General features: G+C 73.0%; 17 protein-coding genes and 1 pseudogene. 12 read left to right on the top strand and 6 right to left on the bottom strand.

Features of this window, described 5'->3' with window-relative positions; genetic code table 11:
- Positions 1 to 15: 15 nt before the first annotated feature.
- Positions 16 to 554: pseudogene (locus ACZ4SF_RS07960) on the bottom strand (serine hydrolase domain-containing protein); the annotation flags it as partial.
- Between the two features lie 250 nt (positions 555 to 804).
- On the opposite strand from ACZ4SF_RS07960, the gene ACZ4SF_RS07955 reads away from it, so the two are divergent.
- The 8 genes from ACZ4SF_RS07955 to ACZ4SF_RS07920 all read left to right on the top strand — a co-directional run bounded on the left by ACZ4SF_RS07955 (position 805) and on the right by ACZ4SF_RS07920 (position 15,888).
- Positions 805 to 2,868: a serine/threonine-protein kinase gene (locus tag ACZ4SF_RS07955; protein ID WP_468379783.1), complete on the top strand. Its 2,064-nt coding sequence runs from the start codon at positions 805 to 807 to the stop codon at positions 2,866 to 2,868.
- 163 nt (positions 2,869 to 3,031) lie between these two features.
- Positions 3,032 to 5,683, top strand: coding sequence for a protein kinase (locus ACZ4SF_RS07950; RefSeq protein ID WP_468379780.1), 2,652 nt, complete (start codon positions 3,032 to 3,034; stop codon positions 5,681 to 5,683).
- Between the two features lie 162 nt (positions 5,684 to 5,845).
- On the top strand, positions 5,846 to 7,525 hold the full coding sequence (locus ACZ4SF_RS07945) for a serine/threonine-protein kinase (protein WP_468380437.1): 1,680 nt from the start codon (positions 5,846 to 5,848) through the stop codon (positions 7,523 to 7,525).
- A gap of 56 nt (positions 7,526 to 7,581) precedes the next feature.
- Positions 7,582 to 9,333, top strand: coding sequence for a serine/threonine-protein kinase (locus ACZ4SF_RS07940; RefSeq protein WP_468379777.1), 1,752 nt, complete (start codon positions 7,582 to 7,584; stop codon positions 9,331 to 9,333).
- A gap of 52 nt (positions 9,334 to 9,385) precedes the next feature.
- Complete coding sequence (locus tag ACZ4SF_RS07935; RefSeq protein WP_468379774.1) at positions 9,386 to 11,134, top strand: serine/threonine-protein kinase; 1,749 nt, start codon at positions 9,386 to 9,388, stop codon at positions 11,132 to 11,134.
- Positions 11,135 to 11,185: 51 nt separating this feature from the next.
- A complete protein-coding gene (locus ACZ4SF_RS07930; RefSeq protein WP_468379771.1) occupies positions 11,186 to 12,271 on the top strand; it encodes a serine/threonine-protein kinase in 1,086 nt (361 codons plus the stop codon).
- A 127-nt stretch (positions 12,272 to 12,398) separates the two neighbouring features.
- Positions 12,399 to 14,012, top strand: coding sequence for a succinic semialdehyde dehydrogenase (locus ACZ4SF_RS07925; RefSeq protein ID WP_468379768.1), 1,614 nt, complete (start codon positions 12,399 to 12,401; stop codon positions 14,010 to 14,012).
- Positions 14,013 to 14,109: 97 nt separating this feature from the next.
- Positions 14,110 to 15,888, top strand: a complete 1,779-nt coding sequence (locus ACZ4SF_RS07920) for a GMC family oxidoreductase N-terminal domain-containing protein (RefSeq protein WP_468379765.1) — start codon at positions 14,110 to 14,112, stop codon at positions 15,886 to 15,888.
- A 676-nt stretch (positions 15,889 to 16,564) separates the two neighbouring features.
- On the opposite strand, the gene ACZ4SF_RS07915 is transcribed toward ACZ4SF_RS07920, so the two are convergent.
- Positions 16,565 to 16,990, bottom strand: coding sequence for a chorismate mutase (locus ACZ4SF_RS07915; protein WP_468379762.1), 426 nt, complete (start codon positions 16,988 to 16,990; stop codon positions 16,565 to 16,567).
- A 281-nt stretch (positions 16,991 to 17,271) separates the two neighbouring features.
- On the opposite strand from ACZ4SF_RS07915, the gene guaA reads away from it, so the two are divergent.
- On the top strand, positions 17,272 to 18,852 hold the full coding sequence (gene guaA, locus ACZ4SF_RS07910; protein WP_468379760.1) for a glutamine-hydrolyzing GMP synthase: 1,581 nt from the start codon (positions 17,272 to 17,274) through the stop codon (positions 18,850 to 18,852).
- A 57-nt stretch (positions 18,853 to 18,909) separates the two neighbouring features.
- On the opposite strand, the gene ACZ4SF_RS07905 is transcribed toward guaA, so the two are convergent.
- Positions 18,910 to 19,377 carry a pyridoxamine 5'-phosphate oxidase family protein gene (locus ACZ4SF_RS07905; RefSeq protein WP_468379757.1) on the bottom strand — a complete coding sequence of 156 codons (468 nt, stop codon included), beginning with the start codon at positions 19,375 to 19,377 and terminating at the stop codon, positions 18,910 to 18,912.
- 140 nt (positions 19,378 to 19,517) lie between these two features.
- Between ACZ4SF_RS07905 and ACZ4SF_RS07900 the strand changes: the two genes are divergently transcribed.
- Complete coding sequence (locus ACZ4SF_RS07900) at positions 19,518 to 20,312, top strand: class II aldolase/adducin family protein (protein WP_468379754.1); 795 nt, start codon at positions 19,518 to 19,520, stop codon at positions 20,310 to 20,312.
- On the opposite strand, the gene ACZ4SF_RS07895 is transcribed toward ACZ4SF_RS07900, so the two are convergent.
- On the bottom strand, positions 20,305 to 21,192 hold the full coding sequence (locus tag ACZ4SF_RS07895; RefSeq protein WP_468379751.1) for a DUF4429 domain-containing protein: 888 nt from the start codon (positions 21,190 to 21,192) through the stop codon (positions 20,305 to 20,307). The genes ACZ4SF_RS07900 and ACZ4SF_RS07895 overlap by 8 nt on opposite strands.
- 187 nt (positions 21,193 to 21,379) lie before the next feature.
- Here ACZ4SF_RS07895 and ACZ4SF_RS07890 point away from each other — a divergent pair, with 187 nt between their 5' ends.
- Both ACZ4SF_RS07890 and ACZ4SF_RS07885 read left to right on the top strand, forming a co-directional pair.
- Positions 21,380 to 22,660, top strand: coding sequence for a hypothetical protein (locus ACZ4SF_RS07890; protein WP_468379749.1), 1,281 nt, complete (start codon positions 21,380 to 21,382; stop codon positions 22,658 to 22,660).
- A 481-nt stretch (positions 22,661 to 23,141) separates the two neighbouring features.
- Complete coding sequence (locus ACZ4SF_RS07885; protein ID WP_468379746.1) at positions 23,142 to 23,669, top strand: DoxX family membrane protein; 528 nt, start codon at positions 23,142 to 23,144, stop codon at positions 23,667 to 23,669.
- On the opposite strand, the gene ACZ4SF_RS07880 is transcribed toward ACZ4SF_RS07885, so the two are convergent.
- Together ACZ4SF_RS07880 and ACZ4SF_RS07875 are read right to left on the bottom strand one after the other, a co-directional pair.
- Positions 23,666 to 23,875, bottom strand: a complete 210-nt coding sequence (locus ACZ4SF_RS07880) for a hypothetical protein (protein WP_468379743.1) — start codon at positions 23,873 to 23,875, stop codon at positions 23,666 to 23,668. The two genes, ACZ4SF_RS07885 and ACZ4SF_RS07880, sit on opposite strands and share 4 nt — an antisense overlap.
- Entirely contained in the window at positions 23,862 to 25,346 is a 1,485-nt protein-coding gene (locus ACZ4SF_RS07875; protein ID WP_468379741.1) for a PspC domain-containing protein, read from the bottom strand. Before ACZ4SF_RS07875 ends, ACZ4SF_RS07880 begins: the two co-directional genes overlap by 14 nt.
- Between the last annotated feature and the right edge of the window lie 154 nt (positions 25,347 to 25,500).

The following is a 25,500-nucleotide window of genomic DNA, read 5'->3' as shown; positions in this document are numbered from 1 at the left end:
CGAGGCCCGGCCGTTCTACCGGGTGCGAGGGCAGAACTCGGCGGAGAGCAGGGCCGGTTCGAAGCGGGCGTCTGCGATCGCGTCCGTGTTCACCCGGAAGCTGAGGACACGGCGGCCGTCGGCGGTGGCTGCGCTGCGCACGTAGCTCCCGGATATCCGGCCGTTGTGCCCCCACACCGTGGTGCCGCACGGCAGCTTCACCGGAAACAGCCCCATGCCGTACGAGCCGTGTGCGGCACGGGTGTCGAGCATCTCGCGCAGCCAGCGCGGGGGCAGCAGCCGGCCGCCGAGCAGTGCCGCGTAGAAGCGGTCGAGGTCGGCCAGCGTGCTCACCAGCTCACCAGCTCACCCGCCGCGCCGGCCACGCGCGGGTCGAGCCGGGTGACGTCGGAGCCGTCGGCGGCGTAGGCGCGGCCGTGCGGCGCGGGCAGTGACCTGCGGGACCCGGGAAAGGAGGTGCCCGTCAGACCCAGCGGAGCGATGATGCGGCGCTCGGCCTCCGCCCCGCAGGAGCGACCGGTGACCTGGCGGACGACCAGGCCGAGCAGGACGCGGGAGGCGTCCTGGGATGCGGCCGGGGTGAGCAGCAGCGCCAGGGACACCGGTATGGACAGGAGTGTCCGAAGCGTCGGCATCCCGTTCCTCCCTTCTTACGACCCATCATCCCGGTAAGCGGAACGCCCGCTTCAGGGGGGCGTCCGTGCCGTGGAGGGCGGGCTGCGGCCACGGGCACCCTGGGCGTCGGCCACTTGTCGGGTGAGAGACAATGGAGGCTCTGTCAGGGCGGGTTGTATGAGGGGACGCATGTCGGAGGCGGAGCGGGCGGGTACATCTCGTCAGGACACTCGTCGGGACAAGAACGAGCGGCGTCTCCTCGCCGGGCGGTACCGGCTGGGAGACGTGCTGGGCCGCGGCGGTATGGGCACGGTCTGGCGCGCCGAGGACGAGACTCTGGGCCGGACGGTCGCCGTCAAGGAGCTGCGGTTCCCGTCGAACATCGACGAGGAGGAGAAGCGGCGCCTGATCACGCGCACCCTGCGTGAGGCCAAGGCGATCGCCCGGATCCGCAACAACAGCGCGGTGACGGTCTTCGACGTGGTCGAGGAGGACGACCGGCCCTGGATCGTCATGGAGTTGGTCGAGGGCAAGTCCCTGGCCGAGGTCATCCGTGAGGACGGCGTGCTGGAGCCGAGGCGCGCCGCCGAGGTCGGGCTCGCCATCCTCGACGTGCTGCGTTCCGCGCACCGGGAGGGCATCCTGCACCGGGACGTGAAGCCGTCCAACGTGCTCATCGCCGAGGACGGCCGGGTGGTGCTCACCGACTTCGGCATCGCGCAGGTCGAGGGCGACCCGTCCATCACCTCCACCGGCATGCTCGTCGGCGCCCCGTCCTACATCTCCCCGGAGCGCGCCCGCGGGCACAAGCCGGGACCTGCGGCCGACCTGTGGTCGCTCGGCGGTCTGCTGTACGCGGCCGTCGAGGGGGTGCCGCCCTACGACAAGGGTTCGGCGATCGCCACGCTCACCGCGGTGATGACCGAGCCGCTGGAGGAGCCGAAGAACGCCGGACCGCTGAGGGACGTCATCTACGGCCTGCTGACCAAGGATCCGGTCAAGCGGCTCGACGACGCCGGGGCCCGGGCGATGTTCCGCCAGGTGATCCACGCGCCCGAGCCGGAGCCGATGGACGCCACACGGGTGGTGCCGCTGCCGGTGCAGCCGGGTGCGTCCGGCGGCAAGCGGGGCGAGGAGGCCGGCGAGAAGCTGCGCGGGGCGCTGCGTTCGGTGCGCAAGGCGGCCGGGGCTGCGACGACCGCGGCGACGGTGCGGACGAAGAGCGGCGGCGAGACGGCCAAACCGGGTACGGACGGGGTCACGGGTGCCGGTGCCGGTGCCGGTGCCGGTGGCGCGGTCGCGGGCGGGGCGCGGGCCGGCTCGCCCGGGGGGCCGGGCGCCGGATCGGTGCCGCGGCCCGGGATTCCCGCGCCGGGAGCGACGGGCGGGGCGAACGCCGGTGGCAGGACGAGTTCGGGCTGGCCCGTGGTGCCGCCGCCGGACCTGGACCTGCCGCCGCGGCCGGTGCCGAGGGCGCCGCTGACGGACGTGGTGCCCAAGCGCACCCTGGTGATCATCGCCGTGGTGGTGGTGCTCGCGGTGCTCGGGACCGTACTGGCCTTCGCCCTGAGCGGCGACGACAAGGGCGGCAAGAGCGGCGGGGCCAAGTCCGCGTCCAGTGCCGGTGCGTCCACCAAGCAGGACAAGCCGGCCGGCGCCGGCAAGGAGACCGGGAAGCGGACGGACGCCGGGAGTTCGGCCGCCGCCGGTTCCGGCCAGGGTGCGGGCTCCGCGGGGGACGCCGGCGACGGCGAGTCCACGGACGACTCCGAGACGTCCGGCTCGTCCGGCTCGTCGGATGCGAAGGACGACGGGAGCGCGCCCGTGGTCTCGACCCGCCAGGGGAGCCAGGGCTACTCGATCGGGCTGCCGAAGGGGTGGAAGTACCGGTCCGGCGGGGCGACCGGGGACCGTTACACCGGCCCCGCCGGCCAGAAGCTGCTCGTCGCCTGGACCAGCACGCCCAAGAGCGACCCGGTGGCGGACTGGAAGAACCAGGAGCACTACATGGTGCGCTCCGGGTACCGGAAGATACGCATCGAGAAGGTGGACTACCGCGGCTGGAACACCGCCGACTGGGAGTTCACCTACGTCGAGGGCGGCACCGGGTACCGCACGATCGACCGTGGCTTCGTGGTGAACGACCACCAGGGTTACGCCCTGATGTACACCGCGAAGGCCGCCGACTGGAGCGGCGAGCTGCGCAAGGACACCTGGAAGACGCTGACGAAGGCCTTCGAACCCAAGTCATAGGCGGCGCATGCCGGTTTGCTGCGTGAGAATCCGTCATCCTCTCATTGCGGGTTGCCTGCGGCACGTATCGTGAATGGTTGCGGATCGTACGCAGCCGCATGTGTGTGCGAAACGGGTCGTGAGGCGAACGGATGTGACCAACCGGGCGGCCGGGGGAGGCAAAGTGGACGACTACGCGGGTCGGGTGCTCGCCGACCGCTACCGCCTGCCACTGCCGCCGTCCGACGAGTACGAACTCACCGAGTCCCGCGCCTTCGACACCTACAGCGGTCAGGAAGTCCTCGTCCGCCAGGTGCCGTTGCCGGAGGTCGTCGAGGCCGAGGTGCTCGACGCGGAGGGGCTGCCCGAGGGGTTCACCGCGCGGGAGCGCGGGTCCCGCCGGGCACCGGACGCCAGGACGGCCACCCGGAAGCCCGCCGATCCGGCGGTGCGGCGCGCCGTCGAGGCCGCGCAGGCGGCGGCCCGTATCCCCGACCATCCGCGCCTGGACCAGGTGTTCGACGTGTTCGCCGAGGGCGGGTCGCTGTGGATCGTCAGCGAGCTGGTGGCCGCCCGTCCGCTGGCCGCCCTGCTCGCCGAGCAGCCGCTGACGCCGTACCGGGCGGCCGAGGTCGCCTCCGACGTGCTCATGGCGCTGCGGGTGCTGCACGCCCACGGCTGGGTGCACCGCAACATCACCGCCCGCACGGTCCTCGTCTGCGACGACGGCCGGGTGATGCTGACCGGTCTCGCGGTCGGCGCGGCGGAGGAGGCGCTGTGCGGGTACGACCCGGTGCCGGCCGCGGAGGGCGAGGCACCGGGCGCCGAGCCCGGTTTTCCCGGCGGGCCGGCGGGTCCGGGAGCCGCCGGGGCCGCCGCCGGTTCCGGTGACCGCGCGGGTGGTGGGGCCGGCGGGCCGGCCGCGGGCGTCGATCCCGAGGTGGCGCGCCGGGCGGCGATCCAGGCGCGGGCGGCCGGCGGGCTGCCGGCGCCGACGGCCGACGGAATGTCCGCAGCGTCCGGCCGGACGGGACCCCGGGCCCTGGAGAGCGGGGCGGACGTCCGTGCCGCACGGGCCGGGGCCATCGCCGCGTACCGCGCGGGCGCCCGGGCCGCCGCCCGGGTGCACGAGGCCCAGCAGAACGGGCGCGCCGCCCTGCCCGGGGCCCGGCCGCCCGCCGAGGCCGACACCGGTGCCGGCCCGGCCGAGGGCACGGCAGCGTCGGCGTACTCCTCGGAGCACGCCGCAGAAGCGGGCAGCGCGCAGCCGCCCGGTCGGATAGCCGACCCGTACGGGGTGCGCGGCACCCCGTGGCACGGCGCCGCACCGCGCTCCGGACCCGGCGGCACGCCCCAGGCACTGGGCGGGGCCGGGCAGCGGCCCGGGCTGCCCTCGGGGGAGGCGCGTGGCGGGCAGGTGTCCGTGCCGGGGCAGGGGTACGGACCGGAGCGGACACCGGGCGGCGGGTACGGCCACGAGGCCCGGCCGGCCCCGGCTTCCGGCCTCCAGGGCGCCGGCCCTGCCCCTGGCGAACGCGTCCCGGCGCAGCCGGCGACCCGCTGGGACGAGCAGGGTCCCGTACGGCGGGGGCCGGGTACCGCGCTGGCCGCCGAGCGGGCGCGGCAGGTGCGGATGACCGTCGTGGGACCGGTGACCGAGCGATGGGCACCGGAGCAGGCCGGGTCCGTGCACGAGAACTGGCAGCTGGCGGCGCCGATCGGTCCGGCCACCGACCTGTGGGCGCTCGGCGCGCTGCTGTTCCGGGCCGTACAGGGCCATGCGCCCTACCCGGAGGAGTCGACGGCCGAGCTGGTGCAGCTGGTGTGCGCCGAGCCACCCGCCTTCGCCGAGGAGTGCGGTCCGCTGCGCCCGGTGGTCGAGTCACTGCTGCGTCAGGACCCCACCGACCGGCTGGACTTCGAGGAGTTGGGCGGCTGGCTGCGCTCGCTGGTGCGTTCCGCGCCCGAGCCGGACGCAGGGACCCATGTCATCCCCGTGCCGCCCGCCGCCCCGAGCCGGCTGCCGATCGTCCGGCGCCGCGGCGAGCTGGTGCGCCGGCGGCGTGCCCTGCTGCCCGCGGCCCATCCGCACGGCCGGCACAAGCGGGCCCGGGAGGCCGCCGGTTCACCGCGCAGCCTCGGCCGGACCCTGCTCCTGCTGATCCTGCTCCTGCTGGCCGGCGCGATCGCGTACGCGATGCTGTTCATGCCGAAGCAGGGCGAGAGCGGTGCGGCGGGCAGCGGCCGTACCGGCACCACAGGGCAGGCGAGCCCCGCGCCCTCGCACACCCGGCAGCCCTCCGCCGCGCAGAGCGCGCCGGGTGGCGGCGCCTCCGCCACCGGGCCCGCGACCGAGACGCAGACCGGCGGGGATCCCTCCGTCGCCGACGGGTTCGTCCTCCGCAAGGATCCGGACGGCTTCCGGGTCGCCGTCGCCGAGGGCTGGGAGCGCACCCCGAAGAACGGCAGCGGCCAGGTGGTCTACGGTCACGGGAACTTCGAGCTGATCGTCGTACCGGGCCGGGACGGCGCGTCCGGGTACGGCAGCGATCCGATGGCTTACCAGCGGGACAAGGAGCGCGAGCTCCAGCCGTACCGGAACTCCAGCTGGGCCACGGCCACCGGCCTGCGGACCATCGAGGTGGGCGGACGGACCATGGCCGAGGGGCAGTTCACCTGGACCGACGGGCAGGGGCGGGACCTGTTCGTGCGGAACATGGCGCTGCTGCTGAACGGTCGCTACCACGTCATCCAGGTACGTGGCCCGGAGACCGAGCGGGACCAGGTCACGCGGCTGTACGAGCAGGCTGCTGCGACGTACCGCTACACCGGTTGAGCACGGTGTACACCGCGGCGGACCGAGCAGGCCCGGTTCCCGTTCTCGCGCGGAAATGACCATCGTCACAGTGCGGTTTCCTTGGCACCCCGCGTGTTCCCAGTTGGAGGGCCGGTCCTTACGCTGACCCTGTCAAGAGCATTGCGGGGCAACGTGAATCAGATGCAGGGCCTGCTGATAGCGGGCCGCTACCGGCTTGCCGATTCCATCGGCAGCGGCGGCATGGGCCGGGTGTGGCGCGCCCACGACGAGGTGCTGCACCGGAAGGTCGCCATCAAGGAGTTGACCGCGGCGCTCTACGTCTCCGACAGCGATCAGGCCATCCTCCTCGCCCGCACCAGGGCCGAGGCGCGGGCCGCCGCCCGCATCAACCACTCCGCCGTCGTCACCGTGCACGACGTGCTCGAACACGACGGACGTCCGTGGATCGTGATGGAGCTGGTCGAGGGCAGCTCGCTCGCCGACGCGGTCAAGGAACACGGGCGCATCGAGCCGGCCGAGGCCGCGCGGATCGGACTGTGGGTGCTGCGGGCGCTGCGCGCCGCGCACTCCGCGGGTGTGCTGCACCGGGACGTCAAGCCCGGCAACGTCCTCCTCGGCGCGGACGGGAGGGTGCTGCTCACCGACTTCGGCATCGCCCAGATCGAGGGCGACACCACCATCACCCGGACCGGAGAGGTCGTCGGCTCGGTCGACTACCTGGCCCCCGAGCGGGTCCGCGGCCACGACCCGGGACCCTCCTCCGACCTGTGGGCGCTCGGCGCCACGCTGTACACGGCCGTCGAAGGCCGCTCGCCGTTCCGGCGCACCTCGCCGCTGAGCACCATGCAGGCGGTCGTCGAGGAGGACGCCGACGAGCCGCGCCACGCCGGGCCCCTGGGACCGGTCATCTCCGCGCTGCTGCGCAAGGACCCCGCTCAGCGGCCGGACGCGGCGGAGGCGGAGCAGATGCTCGCCGAGGCGGCGGAGGGCCGTCGGCCCAGCGCGGCTCAGGCCTTCGTGGCGACCCGGAGTTCCGCCGTACTCACGAACGGGACGAGCAACTCCGCACACGGAACGGGCAATCACCCGTCCGGTGGGACCGTCCCCGGAGTGCCGGCGAGTGCGGGCCGTTCCGGGACCGGACCGACGGCCGTGGCACCCGCGCCCCCGGGCCCGGCGGGCGGCGGGACCCCGGCACGGCCCCGGCGCCGGCTCCGCACCCTCGCCCTCGTCGTCGCCGTGGCGGCGGTGCTGGGCGGCGGTGCCGCGGTGGCCGTCCAGAAGTGGGACGACATGGTGCGGAGCACCGGGTCCGGCGGCAGCGCCAACCCGGCCACGACGTCACCCTCCGAGAGCGGCAGCGCGTCACCGAACGCCGCCGGAGCGGTCCCCGCTTCGTGGAAGCGGTACGACGACGAATGGGGCTTCAGCATCTACCTGCCCGAGGGCTGGTCGCGGAAGGTCGTCGGCGTGCCCGGCGAGATCAAGCAGGTCGACTACACGCCCGACGGCGGTGAGCACTTCGTCCGCATCGCCCTCGACTCCGCACCGGACTTCCCGGACGCCAACGCGCACCAGCTCGACCTGGACGACCAGCTCCGCCGGCGCCTGGTCGACTACCACCGGGTCCGGCTGGAGAAGAACCTCTACCGCGACCTCGACGGCTCCGTCTGGGAGTACACCTGGACGGCACAGGCGAAGGACACGCCGTTCCCGGGCCCGCGGCGCGCCATGGAGGAGACGTACGTGTCCCGGGACGGCACCGAGTACGCGATCTACATCTCGTCGCCCGCCGCGGACTGGGCGCGGACGAGCAAGCAGTTCACTGCGGTCCTGCGGGGGTGGCAGCAGCCGCAGTAGCAGGGTGACGACCGGATTTCGAGGACGCGGACGCCCGCTGGGGCATGATGGGGCGCATGGGGACCGAGGGAGCCGGCGTTCGGCTGATCGCGGGCCGTTATCGCCTGGAGGAACGCATCGGGCGCGGCGGCATGGGCGTCGTGTGGCGGGCGAGCGACCAGGTGTTGGGCCGTCAGGTGGCGGTCAAGGAACTCCTTCCGGACGATTCGCTCTCGGACGACGACGCGCGCCGTCGCCGTGACCGGAGCTTCCGCGAGGCCCGCGCGGTCTGCCAGTTGCGGCACCCGCACATCATCGTCGTGCACGATGTGGTGGAGCAGGACGAACGGCCGTACCTGGTCATGGAGTTGATCGACGGCGGTTCGCTCGCCGACCGGATCGCCCGGCGGGGCCCGGTCGACGCCGCCGAGGTCGCCCGGATCGGCATCGCCCTGCTGAGCGCGCTGCGCACCGCGCACGAAGCGGGAGTGCTGCACCGGGACATCAAGCCCGCGAACGTCCTGATCGAGTCCGGTACCGACCGGGTCGTGCTCACCGACTTCGGTATCGCGCAGGTCGCGGGCGCCACCACGCTCACCGAAACCGGCTCCTTCGTCGGCTCGCCCGAGTACACCGCGCCGGAGCGCATGTCCGGGCTGCGCACCGGGCCGGAGTCCGACCTGTGGTCGCTGGGCGCGCTGCTGTGCACGGCGCTCAGCGGCGAGTCGCCGTTCCGGCGCGACTCGCTCGGCGGCATCCTGCACGCCGTCGTCGCCGACGAGATCCGTCCGCCGGCCGAGGCCGAACCGCTGCTGCCCGTCGTCCGCGGGCTGCTGGAGCGCGACCCCGACCGACGGCTGGGCACGGCCGACGCCGAGCAGATGCTGCAGACGTACCTGGAGACCGGCCGGACACCTGCCGCGCCGGGCGCCCCGGGCGCTACGGCCGGCGGGCACGGCAGCGGGCGCATCCACCGGATCGGCGGGAACCGGGCACCGAAGGCTTCGGCGCCGGGAAGCGCGGCGCCCTACACGCCGACCCAGCGGGACGTCCCGCACGGCGGACTGCTGCCGGCCGGCCCGGCGGAGCCGTCCCGGGCCCGCTCCTCCCCGCGCGGGGTACTGATCGCGGCGCTGCTCGTCGCCGCGCTGGCGGGTGCGGGCGTGTCGGCCGCGGCCCTGCTGGCGCACCGGGACGGGGGCGGGGGCGGCACCCCGGGCGGCACGGCGACGAGCCCGGCGACCCGCACGGGCACCGGCGGCAAGGACAGCACCGGGGGTACCGGTCCGGCCCCTACGGCGACCGGGACCCGGCCGGCACCGACGCCGTCGCCGACGTCCACGTCCGGTGCGCCGCGCGCGACCGTCACCGGCTCGCACACCGCGCCCTCCGGCTACCGCACGGTCCGGGAGCCGGCCGGCTTCTCGCTCGCGGTGCCGGAGGACTTCACCCGCACTCCGCAGGGCGAGCGCGTCTTCTTCCTCTCGCCGGGGGAGACCTTCCGCCTCGGCATCAAGGTCGGCGTGCCCCAACCGGGCGGCCCCGAAGCGGTGATGCACCGGTCGGCCGCCAACGGCGCCACCACGAACCCGGGTTACCACGACGGCCGGGTCGTGCGGACCACCCACGCCGGACGCCCCGCCGCGCTCTGGGAGTTCACCTGGGACGGTTTCAACGCGGCGGAGGGCCCGCGCCACACCTTCGACCTGTGCTGGGAGGAGGGCGGCCTGCTGTACGACGTGTGGGTGTCGGCGCCGGTGGGGAAGGTGCGCGAGGCCCGGGAGTACTTCGACGTCGCGGTCGACACGTTCTCCGTCACGGGTGTGTGACCGGTTCGGCCTCCCTGTGGCTGCGGGCAGCGGGGCACGGTAGAGATGACGCATGAGCAGTGACGGGGGAGCCGGCCACCGGGCCGACGACACGACGAGTTTTGTGCTGCAACCGCCGAGACCGCGGCCGGCGCCGGACACCGCGGTCCACTCGGCGACGGACGGCGTTGCAGGGCCGGTGCCGGACACCGCGGTCCACTCGGCGACGGACGGCGTTGCAGGGCCGGTGCCGGACACGGCGGCCCACTCGGCGACGGACGGCCTGCCCCACCCGGTGCCGGACGGCGCGCCCCACCCGGGCCCGGAGGCCGGCCGGCTCGTCGCCGGCCGTTACCGGCTGCTCGGCAAACTGGGGCACGGCGGCATGGGCACCGTATGGCGGGCCAAGGACGAGACGGTGGACCGCGAGGTCGCCGTCAAGGAACCCCGCATACCGGACCACCTTCCCGAGCGGGAACGGACCAACGCCTTCGAGCGGATGCGCCGCGAGGCCCGCGCGGCTGCCAGGCTGGACCACCCCGCGGTGGTGAACGTCCATGACGTCGCCGTCGTCGGCGGCCGGCCGTGGATCGTGATGGAGCTGGTGCACGGCCACACCCTCGGCAGCGTGCTGCGCGACGGCACGCTGGATGCGCGGGAGGCTGCCCGGATCGGCCTGCAGGTGCTCGGCGCGCTGGAGGCGGCGCACGCGGCCGGCGTCCTGCACCGGGACGTCAAGCCGGACAACATCCTGCTGGGCCGGCACGACCGCGTGGTCCTGACGGACTTCGGGATCGCCTGGATCGAGGGCGACACGAGGCTGACGGACACCGGCGGCTTCGTCGGCTCGCCCGAGTACATCGCACCGGAACGGGTGCTCGGGCAGTTGCCAGGGCCGGCGAGCGACCTGTGGTCCCTGGGCGTGGTGCTGTACACGGCCACGGAGGGCGTGTCGCCGTTCCGCCGCAGCAATACGCCCGCCACCCTCCAGTCCGTTCTCAACGCCACGCCCGCACCGCCCGCATCGGCCGCGGGCCCGCTGGCCGAGGTCATCAACGGGCTCCTCCACAAGGATCCCGCGCACCGGCCGACGGCGGACCGGGTCCGCGCCCTGCTCCAGGAGGCTGCGAACCCCCCGGCGCCCCCGGCACCGCCGCCCCCCGTCCCCTCGGCGCCGCACGTCGTCCCGCCCGTACCCCGTTCGCGTCGCCGGAGCCGCGTCGCCTGGCTCGGTGCCGGTGCGGCGGCGGTCGCGGCGGCCGTCACGGCGTACTTCGTGCTCGCCGAGCCCTTCGCGGGCCCGCTGCCCGACGGCTGGGTGAAGCGGCCCGAGGCCAGGCTCGGTGTCACCCTCGCCGTCCCCGCGGGCTACCAGGCCACCCGGCCGGAGAAGGACGACAGCGACAAGAACTGGGTGACGTACTGGGACTGGTCCGGCAGCCTCTGGATCCGCCTGCACCTCGTGCGCGGATCGGAGGACTCCCTGGGCCGGATCAAGTCCAGCGCCCGGGCCCAGATGTACGACGACAACGAGAAGTTCAAGAGCAACGGCGACTACGAACTCCGGATGGGCAAGGCCACCAGGACGGTCCCGGACACGGACGCCACCTACCGTGGGCGGCAGGCCGCCGAGAACACTGTCACCTGTCCGTCCGACGGCGTGGACGACCGCCCCCGCGAACTCCGGATCTTCTACTACCGCACCAAGTCCGGCGACATGTACGAACTGGCCGTGGCCTACCCCTCCAAGGGCGACTTCACCGCCCGTGGCAGGGAGGTGGCGAAGGAGGCGATCGCCAACCTGGACATCACGAAGCCCTGATACGGACTGCCCGCTTCGACAACGGCGCGGTGCGCACGGTACTCATGTGACATGACGCATGACGGCGAACTCCCGCCCGGCGGACGTCTGATCGGCGGCCGCTACCGGCTGACCGGACGCATCGGCTCCGGGCCGACCGGAACCGTGTGGCGCGGCTGGGACGAACGGGCAGCGGGTCCGGAGCGCGGGGAGCGCCCGGAGCCCGAAGTGCGCCCGGAACAGGGGAAGCCCGGGGAGCAGGGGAAGCCTGGGCAACAGGCGGAACAGGGGAAGCCCGGGCAACAGAGCGAGCACCGGGAGCAGGGGGAGCACGGAGAACGCCTGGCACGCGGAGAACGCCTGGCGCGCGGAGAGGGCCTGGTCGCCGTCAAGGAGCCGCTGCTGCCCGGCGATCCCGCCGCCGACGAGGCGAGCCGGCGCATCGCCCGCCGGCTCCACCACGAGGCCCGGGCCGCCACCCGGGTCCGGCACCCTTCCGCCGTGACGGTGTACGACGTCGTCACCGAGGACGGAATCCCCTGGATCGTCATGGAACTGGTGGAGGGCGAGTCCCTGGGCGAGGTCCTGCGGCGTGGACCGCTGCCGCCCGCCGAGGCCGCCCGCATCGGGCTCGCGGTGCTCGGCGCGCTGCGTGCCGCCCACGCCGTCGGCATCGTGCACCGGGACGTGAAACCGGCCAATGTGCTGCTGGAGTCCGGCACCGGACGGGTCGTCCTGACCGACTTCGGCATCGGCGACGGACACGCGGACGAGTCGCCCGCCGGATTCGTCGCCCCCGAGCGGGCGGCAGGGCCCGGCGCCGGCCCGGCCTCCGACCTGTGGTCGCTGGGCGCACTGCTCCGTGCCGCCGTGGGGAACACCGAGGCCGCCTCGCAGGGCCCGCTGGGCGCCCTGCTGGACCGGCTGCAGGCCGACGAGCCGGCGGCGCGGCCGCACGCCGAGGAGGTCGCCGCCGTACTCCGCGACCACCTGGGGCTCACCCCCGTACCTGAGCCGGCGCCGGAGCCCCTGCCCGAGCCGCCTCCGGCACCCCGCCCCCCGACCGCCGGTCCCGCGTCTGCCCCGGCGCCCGCGCCCCGTCGCACCCCCCTGGCCGCCCTGGGCCTGCTCCTCGCGAGAAAACCCGAGACGGACTGATCGTCACCCCGTCAACGCCCTGATCAGCGCATTCGCTGCCAGTGATCACTGGCAGTGTGTGAGCATGCCGTGAATCCGCGTTACCGACGGGTACACAAAGGCTCCGCTGCGGCATACCCTGCGCGTCATGACCGACACGCAGGCCCCGGACACCGCCGGTACCAACCCGCTCGCGCCCGCGCCCGAAGGCGCACGCACCGCCGCCGACGTGGTCACCCCCGAGTTGGTGGCCCAGCTCACCAAGGGCGTCGTCGGCTCCGGCCGGACCGTCAACCACACCCCGTTCACCGGCGAGAAGCTGGCCGACCTGCCCGAGTCCACGCCGGAGGACGTCCTCAAGGCCTTCGAGGCGGCCCGTGCCGCCCAGGCCGTGTGGGCGAAGACCCCGGTACGGCAGCGGGCCGCCGTCCTGCTCCGCTTCCACGACCTGGTGCTGGAGCGGCAGGCCGAGGTCCTCGACCTCATCCAGCTGGAGACCGGCAAGGCCCGCCTGCACGCGCACGAGGAGGTGCAGGCCGTCGCCGTCGCGGCCCGCCACTACGGCCGCCGGGCCGCCGCCTACCTGCGCCCCAAGCGGCACGCGGGTGCCATGCCGACCCTGACGAAGGTCACCGAACTCCGGCACCCCCGCGGGGTCGTGGGCCAGATCGCCCCCTGGAACTACCCGCTGGAACTGTCCGTCGGCGACGCCCTGCCCGCCTTCGCCGCCGGCAACGCCGTGGTCATGAAGCCGGACACCGAGACCTGCCTGACCGCCCTGTGGGCGCGGGACCTGCTCATCGAGGCCGGGCTGCCCGACGGGGTCTTCCAGGTCGTACTCGGCGAGGGCCCGGTCATCGGCCCGGAGCTGGTCAAGCACGCCGACTACGTCTCCTTCACCGGCTCCACCCGCACCGGCCGCGAGGTCGCCGTCGGCGCCGCCTCCCGCCTGGTCGGCGTCTCCCTCGAACTCGGCGGCAAGAACGCCATGCTGGTGCTGGACGACGCCGACATCGAGAAGGCCGCCGCCGGAGCCGTCCGCGCCTGCTTCTCCTCCGCCGGCCAGCTGTGCATCTCCATCGAGCGGCTGTTCGTCCACGAGTCGGTCGCCGACGTGTTCCTGGAGCGTTTCGCCGCCCGCACCAGGGCCATGCGGCTCGGCAACTCCCTCGCCTACGGCGCCGACATGGGCTCGCTGGTCGGCGAGCGCCAGCTGAAGACCGTGGAACGGCATGTGGAGGAGGCCGTCGCCAAGGGGGCGAAGGTGATCGCGGGCGGTGTGGCCCGTCCTGAGGTAGGCCCGTACTTCTTCGAGCCCACCATCCTCGACGGCGTCGAGAACTCCATGTCCGTGTGCGAGGAGGAGACCTTCGGCCCGGTCGTCTCGGTCTACCGCTTCACGTCCGACGACGAGGCGGTCGAACGCGCCAACTCCACGCCGTACGGCCTCAACGCCTCCGTCTGGACCCGCAGTGCCCGCCGCGGCGCCGAGATCGCCTCGCGCCTGCGCACCGGCACGGTCAACGTCAACGAGGGCTACGCGCCCGCCTACGGCAGCGTCCAGTCCCCGATGGGCGGCATGAAGGACTCCGGCCTGGGCCGCCGGCACGGCTCCGAGGGCATCCTCAAGTACACGGAGGCCCAGACGGTGGCCCAGCAACGGCTGCTGCCGATGGCGCCCTCGCTGGGGATGACCGACGAGAAGTACGCGGCCTTCATGAGCACCAGTCTCCGGGTCATGAAGGCATTCCGGTTCAGGTGACCGACCCGAGGGCGCGGGGCCGCACGGGCCTGCGGCCCCGCCGCTCGAGCGTGACCGACACAGACGGCCCGCAGCCGAAACTCAAAGAGGAGTACACGTGCCGCAAGACGCCTACGACTACGACGTCCTGATCGTCGGCTCCGGCTTCGGCGGCTCCGTGTCCGCCTTGCGTCTCACCGAGAAGGGATACAAGGTCGGTGTCCTGGAGGCCGGCCGCCGCTTCACCCGCGCGACCCTGCCGCGCAACTCCTGGGACCTGAAGAACTACCTGTGGGCTCCCAGGCTGGGCATGTACGGCATCCAGCGCATCCACCTGCTCGGCAACGTCATGGTGCTGGCCGGTGCGGGTGTCGGCGGCGGCTCGCTCAACTACGCCAACACCCTCTACGTACCGCCGAAGGCCTTCTTCGACGACCCCCAGTGGCGGGCCATCACCGACTGGCAGGAGGAGTTGAAGCCGTACTACGACCAGGCCCAGCGCATGCTCGGCGTCCGGCTCAACCCCACCATGACCCCCTCCGACGTGCACCTGAAGGCCGCGGCCCAGCGGATGGGCGTCGGCGACACCTTCCACCTCGCACCGGTGGGCGTGTTCTTCGGCGACGGCAAGGACGCCGACGGGAAGGCGAAGGCCGGGCCCGGCGAGCAGGTGAACGACCCGTACTTCGGCGGTGCCGGCCCCGACCGGAAGGCCTGCACCGAGTGCGGCGAGTGCATGACCGGCTGCCGGCACGGCGCGAAGAACACCCTCAACGAGAACTACCTGTACCTCGCCGAGAAGGCGGGCGCGGTCGTCCATCCCATGACGACGGTCGTGTCCGTCACGGACGACTCGCGGGGCGGCTACGCGGTCGCGACCCTGCCGACGGACCGGAAGAAGAAGGACAAGGGCCGGATCTTCACCGCCCGCAGGGTCGTCGTCGCGGCCGGCACCTACGGCACCCAGACGCTGCTGCACCGCATGAAGGCCGACGGCCGGCTCCCGTACCTGTCCGCCCGGCTCGGCGATCTGACCCGCACCAACTCCGAGGCGCTGGTGGGCGCGCAGACCGACGACCGCCGCTACCGCAGGGCGACCGGCTCGCCCAAGGCGGACTTCACCCGCGGTGTCGCCATCACGTCCTCCATCCACCCCGACGAGAACACCCACATCGAGCCGGTCCGCTACGGCAAGGGCTCCAACTCGATGGGCGGCCTGTCGATCCTCCAGGTGCCCTACGCCGAGGGCTCCTCCCGGGTGCTCGCCTGGCTGGCGAACGCGGCCCGGCACCCGGTGCTGGTCGCCCGCTCCCTGTCCAACCGGCGCTGGTCGGAGCGGACCATCATCGGTCTGGTCATGCAGTCGCTGGACAACTCGCTGACCACGTATCTGAAGGCCGGCGGCGTCGGCAAGGGCCTGCTGACCGCCCGGCAGGGACACGGTTCGCCGAACCCCAAGCAGATCAGGGCCGCGACCGAGGCGGCCTCCGCGCTGGCCGCCGAGATCAACGGCTTCGCCGGCAGCAACGTCGGCGAGCTGATGGGCACCCCGCTCACCGCGCACTTCCTCGGCGGATGCCCCATCGGCGACTCCCCGGAGACGGGCGTGATCGACCCGTACCACCGCCTGTACGGCCACCCCGGCATCTCGGTCGTGGACGGCGCCGCGGTCTCGGCGAACCTGGGCGTGAACCCGTCGCTGACGATCACCGCGCAGGCCGAGCGGGCCATGTCGTTCTGGCCGAACAAGGGCGAGGAGGACCCGCGGCCGGCGCCGGGAGCGGCGTACGAGCGGCTGAAGCCGGTGGAACCGAAGGCGCCGGTGGTCCCGGCCGAGGCGTTCGGCGCGCTGCGGCTGCCGTTCCTGGGGATGCCGGCGGTACCGCCGAAGAAGTGACCGGAACGGCACGCGGGTGACGGCATGGGGGTGACGCACGAGGGTGACGGCGCGAAGTGGGCGCGTGGAAGTGGCGTCCCCGTGTGAGCGCGCGGAAGTGACGGCACCCCGGCGGGACGGCGCAGAGGGACCTGCATCCCCCTCCGAAGGCAGGTCCCTCGCACCGCTTACTTGATCCGGCAGGTTTGATCAGCGAAAAGCGCGAAGGGTTGCTCCGGTTGCCCGGGGTTTTTGATATGACGTGAGTCACGTCGGTGTGGGTGCCGCTGGTCGCGGGCATGACGAAGGGCCCCGCGGGACGGAGATACCGCGGGGCCCTTCGTTCGGTCAGCACCGGCGTCAGGGCGGCGCCGGTGCCAGGGAGCGGCGCCGGGGGTTGCGCCGCTTGTTCGTGTGCCCTGTGCTGGATGGTCTCGACCTGGTGCGGTTTCCGCCGGCCGGCCCCGGGCGTCCCCGGAGCCGGCCGTTCTCTTGGGTGACCGGGCTGCTGTCCCCTGCCGTCCGGTCACTTTCCTGGAGCGAGGTCCCACGACGTACGGCACGACCCGTACGTCTCATCGCCCCAGCGAGCCACGCGTGGTTCTGTCGGGCCCGCCCCTGGCTGGCACGGACATCCCCCTCAACGAAGCGGTGCGCGGGCCGGTCACGCGCCGTACGGGTGAGAGCGGGTCCGAACTCAGATGCGACCTCGGCACAGCTCCAGCAGGGTCATGGCGAGGCCGGTGCCGGGCTTGCCGAGGGCGTCCCGGTAGCGGCCGAGGATCTCCATCTCGCGGGACAGGTGCACCCGCCGTCCCCCGGAGGCGAGACGCGTCTGCTGGACGACGGCGGAGACGGCCATCCGCTCCTGGATGAGACCGATGATCCGGTCGTCCAGCGCGTCGATGCGCTCCCGGGCGCCGGCGATGGTCCGTTCCGGGGAGGCCGTCTGCTCCGGGGCAGCGCCGTGTTGCGGATCAGTGCTCTGTTGCGGGGCAGTGCTCTGTTCTGCGGCAGGGCTCTGTGCCGGTGCGGTGGCCTGCTCGTGGGTGGCGGTGGCCTGTTCCGGTGCGGTGGCCTGCTCGCGTGCCGCTGCGGTCTGCTCCGGTGCGGTGGTGCTCATGTGGGCTCCTCGGACGGGACGGTGGATGCCCTGGAACGACAGAACCCGGAAAACGACAGGCGCCCCGGGCCTTGTCGGCCCGGGGCGCCTGGGAAGTCGCTTGGCGTTCGCTCAAGCAGCACGACCATGGCAGCCGGCGGGCCGGGTGCCATAGGTAAAGACGAAGGTCGAGTGCGTGAGCATGGCGCCAGTATGCCACGGCGAACTTCAGAGGAAGCCCTCCCGCCCGCACCGTTAGACTCGGTAGCACAGACCCCCGCCCGACCACCAGAAGGCACCCCGTGTCATCAGCGACTTCCACTGCCGCCACCCCGGACACCGTCCTGGTCGTCGACTTCGGCGCGCAGTACGCCCAGCTCATCGCCCGTCGCGTCCGCGAGGCGCGGGTCTACAGCGAGATCGTGCCGAGCACCATGCCGGTCCAGGAGATGCTCGCCAAGAACCCCGCGGCGATCATCCTCTCCGGCGGCCCCTCGTCGGTGTACGAGACGGGTGCCCCCACCCTCGACCGCGAGATCTTCGAGGCCGGCGTCCCGGTCTTCGGCATGTGCTACGGCTTCCAGCTGATGGCGCAGTCCCTCGGCGGCACCGTCGACAACACCGGCTCCCGCGAGTACGGCCGTACCGACCTGCACGTTTCCCGGAGCTCCTCCACCCTCTTCGAGGGCACCCCGGACGAGCAGCACGTGTGGATGTCGCACGGTGACGCCTGCTCCGCCGCCCCCGAGGGCTTCACGGTCACCGCGTCCACGGACGTCGTCCCGGTCGCCGCGTTCGAGAACGACGAGAAGAAGCTCTACGGCGTCCAGTACCACCCCGAGGTCATGCACTCCACGCACGGCCAGCAGGTGCTGGAGCACTTCCTGTACCGCGGTGCGGGTCTCGAGCCGAGCTGGACCACCGGCAACGTGATCGAGGAGCAGGTCGAGGCCATCCGCGAGCTGGTCGGCGACAAGCGCGCGATCTGCGGCCTGTCCGGTGGCGTGGACTCCGCCGTGGCCGCCGCCCTCGTCCAGAAGGCCATCGGCTCCCAGCTGACCTGCGTGTACGTCGACCACGGCCTGATGCGCAAGGGCGAGACCGAGCAGGTCGAGAAGGACTTCGTCGCGGCCACCGGCGTCCAGCTGAAGGTCGTCGACGCCGAGGAGCGCTTCCTGAACGCCCTCAAGGGTGTCTCGGACCCCGAGGAGAAGCGGAAGATCATCGGCCGCGAGTTCATCCGCGTCTTCGAGCAGGCACAGGCCGAGATCATCGCCGACGCGGGTCCGGCCGTGGAGTTCCTGGTCCAGGGCACCCTGTACCCGGACGTCGTCGAGTCCGGCGGCGGCACCGGCACCGCCAACATCAAGTCGCACCACAACGTCGGCGGCCTGCCCGAGGACCTCGAGTTCAAGCTGATCGAGCCGCTGCGCAAGCTGTTCAAGGACGAGGTCCGCATGGTCGGCCAGGAGCTGGGCCTGCCGGACGAGATCGTCCAGCGCCAGCCCTTCCCGGGCCCGGGCCTCGGCATCCGCATCGTCGGCGAGGTCACCAAGGAGCGCCTGGACCTGCTGCGCGAGGCCGACGCCATCGCCCGCGAGGAGCTGACCGCGGCCGGCCTCGACCGCGACATCTGGCAGTGCCCGGTGGTCCTGCTCGCCGACGTCCGCAGCGTGGGCGTCCAGGGCGACGGCCGCACCTACGGCCACCCGGTCGTCCTGCGCCCGGTGTCCTCCGAGGACGCCATGACCGCCGACTGGTCCCGGCTGCCGTACGACGTCCTCGCCCGCATCTCCACCCGGATCACCAACGAGGTCCGCGACGTCAACCGCGTCGTCCTCGACGTGACCTCGAAGCCGCCGGGCACGATCGAGTGGGAGTAGTCCCCAGGGGGTGTCGTTCGGATCAGGTCGGACCCGGGCTGATCCGAACGACACCCCCTAGGTCCGCCTGAGAGTGCGCACCGGCTCTCCGGGCTTCCAGACCTGGACGACGAGGTACCTGTCGTCCTCGACGCAGGTCCGTACGACCTCCGTCAGCTCGGTGCGGAAGAGGTGGAACGGCTGCGGCGGTTCCACCTCTTTCACGTACGCGGCCCTCGCCGCCCCGCCCTCGACCTCGTACGCCCGCCCGGCGATCCGCACGTCCCCGCCGGACATCGCCGTGCCCTCGCCGGGGTTCGCCTGCAGTGTGAAGCGCGGGTCGCGGCGCAGATCCAGGGCCTTGAGGGAACCCGGCATCATGCCGAGCCACAGCTCGCCGCCCAGGAAGCGGACCTCGAGGCCGGAGGTGCGCGGGGAGCCGTCCCTGCGCAGGGTGGCGAGGACGTGGTGACGGAACGCGCCGAAGCGCTCCTCGGTGATCTGTGCCAGTTCGGGTGCGGCGGAGGTGAAGGCTGCCCAGTTCATACCAGCCAGTCTCACCGGGAATCCCGACAGCTTCTGTCGGGTATTCGCAGCGAACGTCATCTTTACGGAACAGCTCTGCCTTTTTGCGCTGACCGGCGGTAACTTCCGCCCCGTACCACCATCCCCACGCTGGAGGACCTATGCACGGGCCCACCCCGCCCCTGCCGCTGTCGACCGACCAGCTGCAGTTCGCCATGCCGCCGATGCACGACTCGGTCGAGGACGAACGCCGGCACCGCAAGGAGCGGCTCGCGGGCGCACTGCGGGTGTTCGGCCGGGCCGGGTTCGAGGACGGCGTGTCCGGGCACATCACGGCCCGGGACCCGGAGTTCACCGACTGCTTCTGGGTCAACCCGTTCGGGATGCCGTTCAGGCACGTCACCGTCGGCGACCTCGTCCTCGCCAACCAGGACGGACAGGTCGTCGAGGGCCGCTACCACGTCAACCAGGCCGCGTTCACCGTGCACGCCCAGGTCCACGCCGCCCGCCCCGACGTCGTCGCCGTCGCCCACTGCCACTCCGTGCACGGCCGCGCCCTCGCCGCCCTAGGCGACCTCATCGACCCGATCACCCAGGAGAGCTGCGCCTTCTACGAGGACCTGGCTCTGTACGACGCCTACACCGGCGTCACCGTCGACGCGACGGAGGGTCGCCGGATCGCCACCGCCCTGGGCTCCCGCAAGGCACTCGTGCTGCGCAACCACGGTCTGCTCACCGTCGGCGACTCGGTGGACGCCGCGGCCTGGTGGTTCCTCTCCCTGGAACGCTCCTGCCAGGTGCAGCTGCTGGCCAAGGCAGCGGGCCGGCCGGTGCTCATCGACCACAAGCAGGCCGTCGCCACCCGCGAACAGCTCGGCGGCGACCTGGTGGCCTGGATCAACTACCAGCCGCTCTGGCAGGACATCAGCCGCAGCGAACCGGACCTCCTCAGCTGAACTCCCTGAGCACCACCGCCTTCGTCACCGCGAACTCCTCGTCCGTGAGCACACCGTCCCGGTACAGCTCTCCCAGTTCCCGCAGCCGGCGCAGCAGTACGTCGTGACGGTGGGCCTGCGCCGGCACGAGGGGCGCGGCCCGGTCCCGGCCGTAGTACGTGCCTCCCCCGCGGGTGGAGGGATGCGGCAGCCGGGCGGTGACGGCCGCCGCGACCAGCGCGGTCAGCAGATCGCGCCGCACACTGCCCCACAGGTCCAGGGTGTAGGGGTCCCGCTCGGGCGGCAGCTTGGAGAACACCGTCTCCCGGGTCACGAACCGCAGAAAGCCGTCCTCGAACCCCGAGTTGGGCAGCCACTCCACCTGCACCAGGTCCCCGAGCGCCATGATCCGTGGGCCGGTCGAGCGCTTGACCCGGTCGGAGGTGTCGGCCCAGTCGATCCGCACCTGGCTGCCGTCGAAGGACACCGTGCCGTCCGAGGACCGCACTGACACCGGCACCGGCGGCCCCGGCAGCAGATACCCGGCCGTCGGCTCCTTGGGCACCTGGTCCAGGAGCAGCGCATGCCGGATCTCCTCGGCGACGTACTCCGCGACCCCCGAACGGTCCGCGTCCACCGCCAGCCGGTACGGGTCGGCCGCGTCCGGCAGCCGGCCTCCGGTGGCCTGCAACAACGGGTCGGCGCCCTCGCGCAGCCGCAACCGCAGCCGGCCCCGCTTGCGCTCCGGCTCGTGGACGACACCCGAGACCGCCTCCAGCGGTACGGCGATCTCCCCGTACGTCTGACGGAACAGCGGCACGGAGCGGTGCAGTCCAGGGGTGATCCGGATCGTGCTGCCGTCGAAGGCCCAGGTCCCGTCCCGCTGGATGATCTCGGCCATACGGGAATTCTCGCAGCCGGGTCAACACGGCGGACCTCGCTTCACCCGAACAGCCCCGGCCCTGCCGCCCCCTGGTCCCTGATGTAGGGCACAATTCGCTGTCATCACCGGGGAGTTGTCTGGCCGTCGTGCGCGCTGCGGACGCCGGCGGTCCGATCGGCAGGCGTGCGGAAGGCGGGCGGCGGGCGTGGCGGTGCAGGAGGCGAGAGGGCACGCGGGTGCCGCGGGTGTCCACGAGGGCGGCTGCACCTGCGGGGACTGCCCGCACGGCGCCCGGGAAGGGCACCGGCGGGCCGTGGCCGCGTTCCTGCGCCGGCGCGACGAGTTCGCGGCCGGACAGGGGCTTCCGACGGCCGTGGCACATTCGGCCTCGGCGTCCCGCCAGTGGGTCTCCGAGGAACTGACCCAGCGGGCCGAGACCGTCGCCGAGCGCGGCCGGGCCGAGGGTGCGGCCTGGCTCACCCGGCTGTGGCTGCGGACGGTGTGCGCGGTGTGGGCCGTGGTCGTCGCGCTGCTGCTCGCCGAGGCGCTCACCGCGATCGGCGCGGGCTGGACCGGTGCCCGCACCGCGGCCCTGCTCGCCGCGTTCGCCGTCGCCGCCGTCCTGACCGCCGCGTGCTTCTTCCACCGGACGCGCGGTGGAGCGCTCGCGCCGGTGATCGGCGAGGACAATCGCATGTCCACCTCCCGTACCGTGGCCGCCTGCTGGGTGCTCTTCGTCGGTTATGCCGTCCTGCTGCTGGCCGGCCGCCTGGCCGCCGCCTCCGACCCCGCCGAACGCGACGTCCTGATCTCGGGCCTCGACCTCGCGCGCGGCGCGGGCGTGGTGACCGTCCTTGCCGTGGTGTGCGGCATCGCCGTCCTGGTCCGCCGGGTGGTGGGCCTGCGCGTCCTCGCCCAGCGGCTGCAGAAGGTGCCGGCCCACCGGCCGCGCGCCGCCGACCTGCTCACCGACGACTCCGGCCGGGGCGCCTTCGCCGACATCCAGTACGTCGCCGTCACCGCCGTCGCCCTGCTGTTCGCCGCCGTACGGCTGGCCCGCCGCCCCGACCAACTCCCCGATCTGCCCTGGGGTCTGGCCGTGGTCACGCTGATCTCCGCCGCGACCTACCTGGCCGGCAAGTACGCCGAGGGCGGCCGGCCGGTGATCCTTTCCGTGGTCCGCGCCCGTGAACCCGGCGACCTGGACGGCCCCATCCGCACCGGCGACGACATCGAGATCCGCGGCACCGCCTTCGTCCCGCCCGGCGCCCAGACCGCCGACCACCTCTCCCGCATGGTCGTCCGTATCGGCACGGTCGACGTGCACGTCCCCCTGGTCCCCGTCACCGGCGGCTTCCGCAACCCCACGGACACCACCCTGACCGTCCCCGTACCCGCCGACGTCGAGCCCGGCGCGGTGGAGGTCCAGGTGGTGACCGCGGCCGGGGTGGCGACCAACCGGTACACGGTCCAGGTGACGGAGTGAAACCCACTGGCAGGGCAGGGGCAACGGCACCGAGTCCGGGGCAGACCGAGTCCGGGGCAGGGTTCGGGGCAGGCAGGCAGGCAGGTTGGGGCCGGGGGACGGAGGGGCGGTGAGGCGGGACGCGGAGCCGGGAGACGGAGAGCGGGTGAGACGGACCCGGAGCCGTGGGACGGAGAGCGGCGGATAGGCGGACCGGAGCCGGGCGCCGCAGCCGGGCACCGTTCCGATTGCGCCGCCGCCACCGCCACCGTCCGCTGATGCCACCGCTACCGTCTGCCACTGCCACTGCCACTGCCACCGCCACCGGCGCCTCTCCACGGGACCCCTGACCGCAGATCCTGGACTTCATCGCACTCACCCCCTTCGTTCGTACTGCGACCCGAAATCCGGAAAATCGGCCAGGAGAGGATTGAACTGGCCCGCTACGTCATACGTATCGTCAAGCGAGGGCGGCACGGCGGGCGAGAGGTGGCTGGCAGCGATGACTCATGGCATGCGGACGGATGTGCACACCCCTCGGCTGGACGGCCCCCGCACCTGGCGGGATGCCGCGACCCACTACGCCCTGCTCCCGCTGCGCGTCTTCCTCGGCGTCACCTTCATCTACGCCGGCCTGGACAAGCTCACCGACAGCGCGTTCATGCAGTCCGGCGGCGCCGGATCGATCGGCGACACCATGCGCGCGGCCCGCGACTCCGCCGCCATCCCCGCCCTGGTCGACCTGGCCCTGAAGAATCCGGTCGGCTTCGGCTATGCCGTCGCCCTCGGTGAGCTGGCCGTCGGCATCGGTACCCTGCTCGGTCTGCTGGGCCGGCTGGCCGCGCTCGGCGGCGCCCTGATCTCGCTCAGCCTCTGGCTGACGATGAGCTGGGCGACCGCCCCCTACTACTACGGCAACGACCTCGCCTACCTCATGGCCTGGCTCCCCCTCGTCCTCGCCGGCGCCCCCTATCTCTCCCTCGACGCGGCCTGGCGGGCGCGGCGGCAGCCGGACGACGGCTACCACTAGCCGCCCTCGGCGCCGCCCCGTCTGCGTATCCCCCGAGTGAGGGCCGCCGTGACACCGGCCAGGCAGAGCCCGCCCACGACCAACGGGACGACCGCGAACCACGGCGTGTCCCACAGACCGCCCGCGTCCCCCGCGTAGAGGGCACCGGTGGCGGTGAGGAAGAGCCCGGCGACCAGCTTCCCCGGCTGGAACTCATGACGCAGCACGGCTGACCTCCACCTGTCCCACTCCCACGCCGAGCGTGAGATCCAGCGTCCCCGAGTCCCTGGCGCCCTTGACCGGTGCCAGCGTCACGTCCTTGTGCCTGCCGGGCTCCACGTCCACGTCCTTTCCGGTGTCACCGGGCAACCGGATGTCGCCCACCCCCACATCGATGCTCATCCGCACGGTCACGTCCGCCGGCACGATCACCTTCAGCTGTCCCGCACCCACCCGGGCGTCCGTGGCGGCCTTCTGCCCTTTGGCCGGGTGCACCTGGGTCAGGTCCAGCGTGCCCCGCCCCGTGCCCAGGTCGTACCCGGACCGCAGCTGGGTCGTCGCGGCCGGCTTCCAGGACATTTTCCGCCAGTGACTGGTGATGTCTCTCGGGAGGGCCGCCGCACCCGCCAGGAGGCCCGCCGTGACGAGCGCCAGGAACACCGTCCCCGCCCCCGTCCGGCCGAGGAACGCGCTGAGCGTGATGCCCAGGCCGAACACCGCCAGCGCGCACGCCAGACCGGTCTGCAGACTGGTGCCCAGCGGCTGGGTGTCCCAGCTGAGCCCGGTGCCCAGGCCGCCTGCCAGCAGGGCGAGCAGGAACACCCAGCCGCCGATCCAGCGCGGGCCGCGCGGTCTCGGGGGCGCGGTGTGCGGGGGCGGTTCGGACCCGGGGTGCGTCCAAGGGTTGGCGACGCCGACGTCCACGACCGAGGTGAGGTCGCGGTCCTGGGCGTCGCCGGGTCCCCACAGGTAGCCCGTGCCGCCGACATGGGTGCCGTCCTTGACGATCGGGTCCCGCCACCAGGAGGGGTAGTAGGTGGTGACGACCGGCGGCGCCTGGGCCTCCGGCGGGGCGTCGGCGGCGGCCTGTGCGGCCAGGGGGTCGGGGTCGGGGGCGCCACGGCGCCGCGACCAGTATCCGGCGCCGGCGAGCAGCAGCGACAGCACCACGGCGAACGCCAGCACTCCGCCGTTCCGCAGCATCGTCAGGAAGATCCCGCAGCCGACCAGCGCGAACAGCACGGCGGCCAGCGCCTGGCCGTCGACCCGGCCCGTGAACAGCTTGCGGAGTTCGTTCTCCTCCTCGTCCTCGTACGGCACCAGGAGCCAGGCGAAGCCGTAGAAGATGAGCCCGAGGCCGCCGGTCGCGGACAGCACGGCCAGCGTGATCCGGAAGATCACCGGGTCCATGTCCGTCTGCCGTCCGAGACCCGCGCACACGCCCGCGATCATCTTGTACCGGCGGTCGCGGCGGAACCGGTCGGGGGCAGCGGTGGCGTCCTGGCGCTGCTCCTGTGCGTCCGGCTCGGGGCCGGAGCCGGCAGAGGGGTCGGTGCGGGTGTGATGGTGGGTGCCGGGGCCGGCCGCTTCTGCCCTTCCCGTCGCGGCGGGCGCGGCATCCGTCGGCCCGGTGCCCGGTGCCGGGCGCGGGCCGGGGCCGGGTCCCGGACCCGTCGCGGCGTGCTCGTGATCCGTCATGCGTCCATGGTGACGGCCCGGCCGCCGCGGCGGCAGTCGGGACGACCCTGGGCCAACCCTGAAATCGGCCCTGAGACGGGGCGGGGAAGCGTTCGACCGGCACGGATCGCCGGATGGTCCGCCCACCCGGACCCGTCCCTGGGAAGATCAGGGG

Source organism: Streptomyces sp. NPDC027663, from assembly GCF_055566415.1.
The sequence above is the reverse complement of the archived record's forward strand: the minus strand, read 5'-3'. Positions and strand labels throughout refer to the sequence as shown.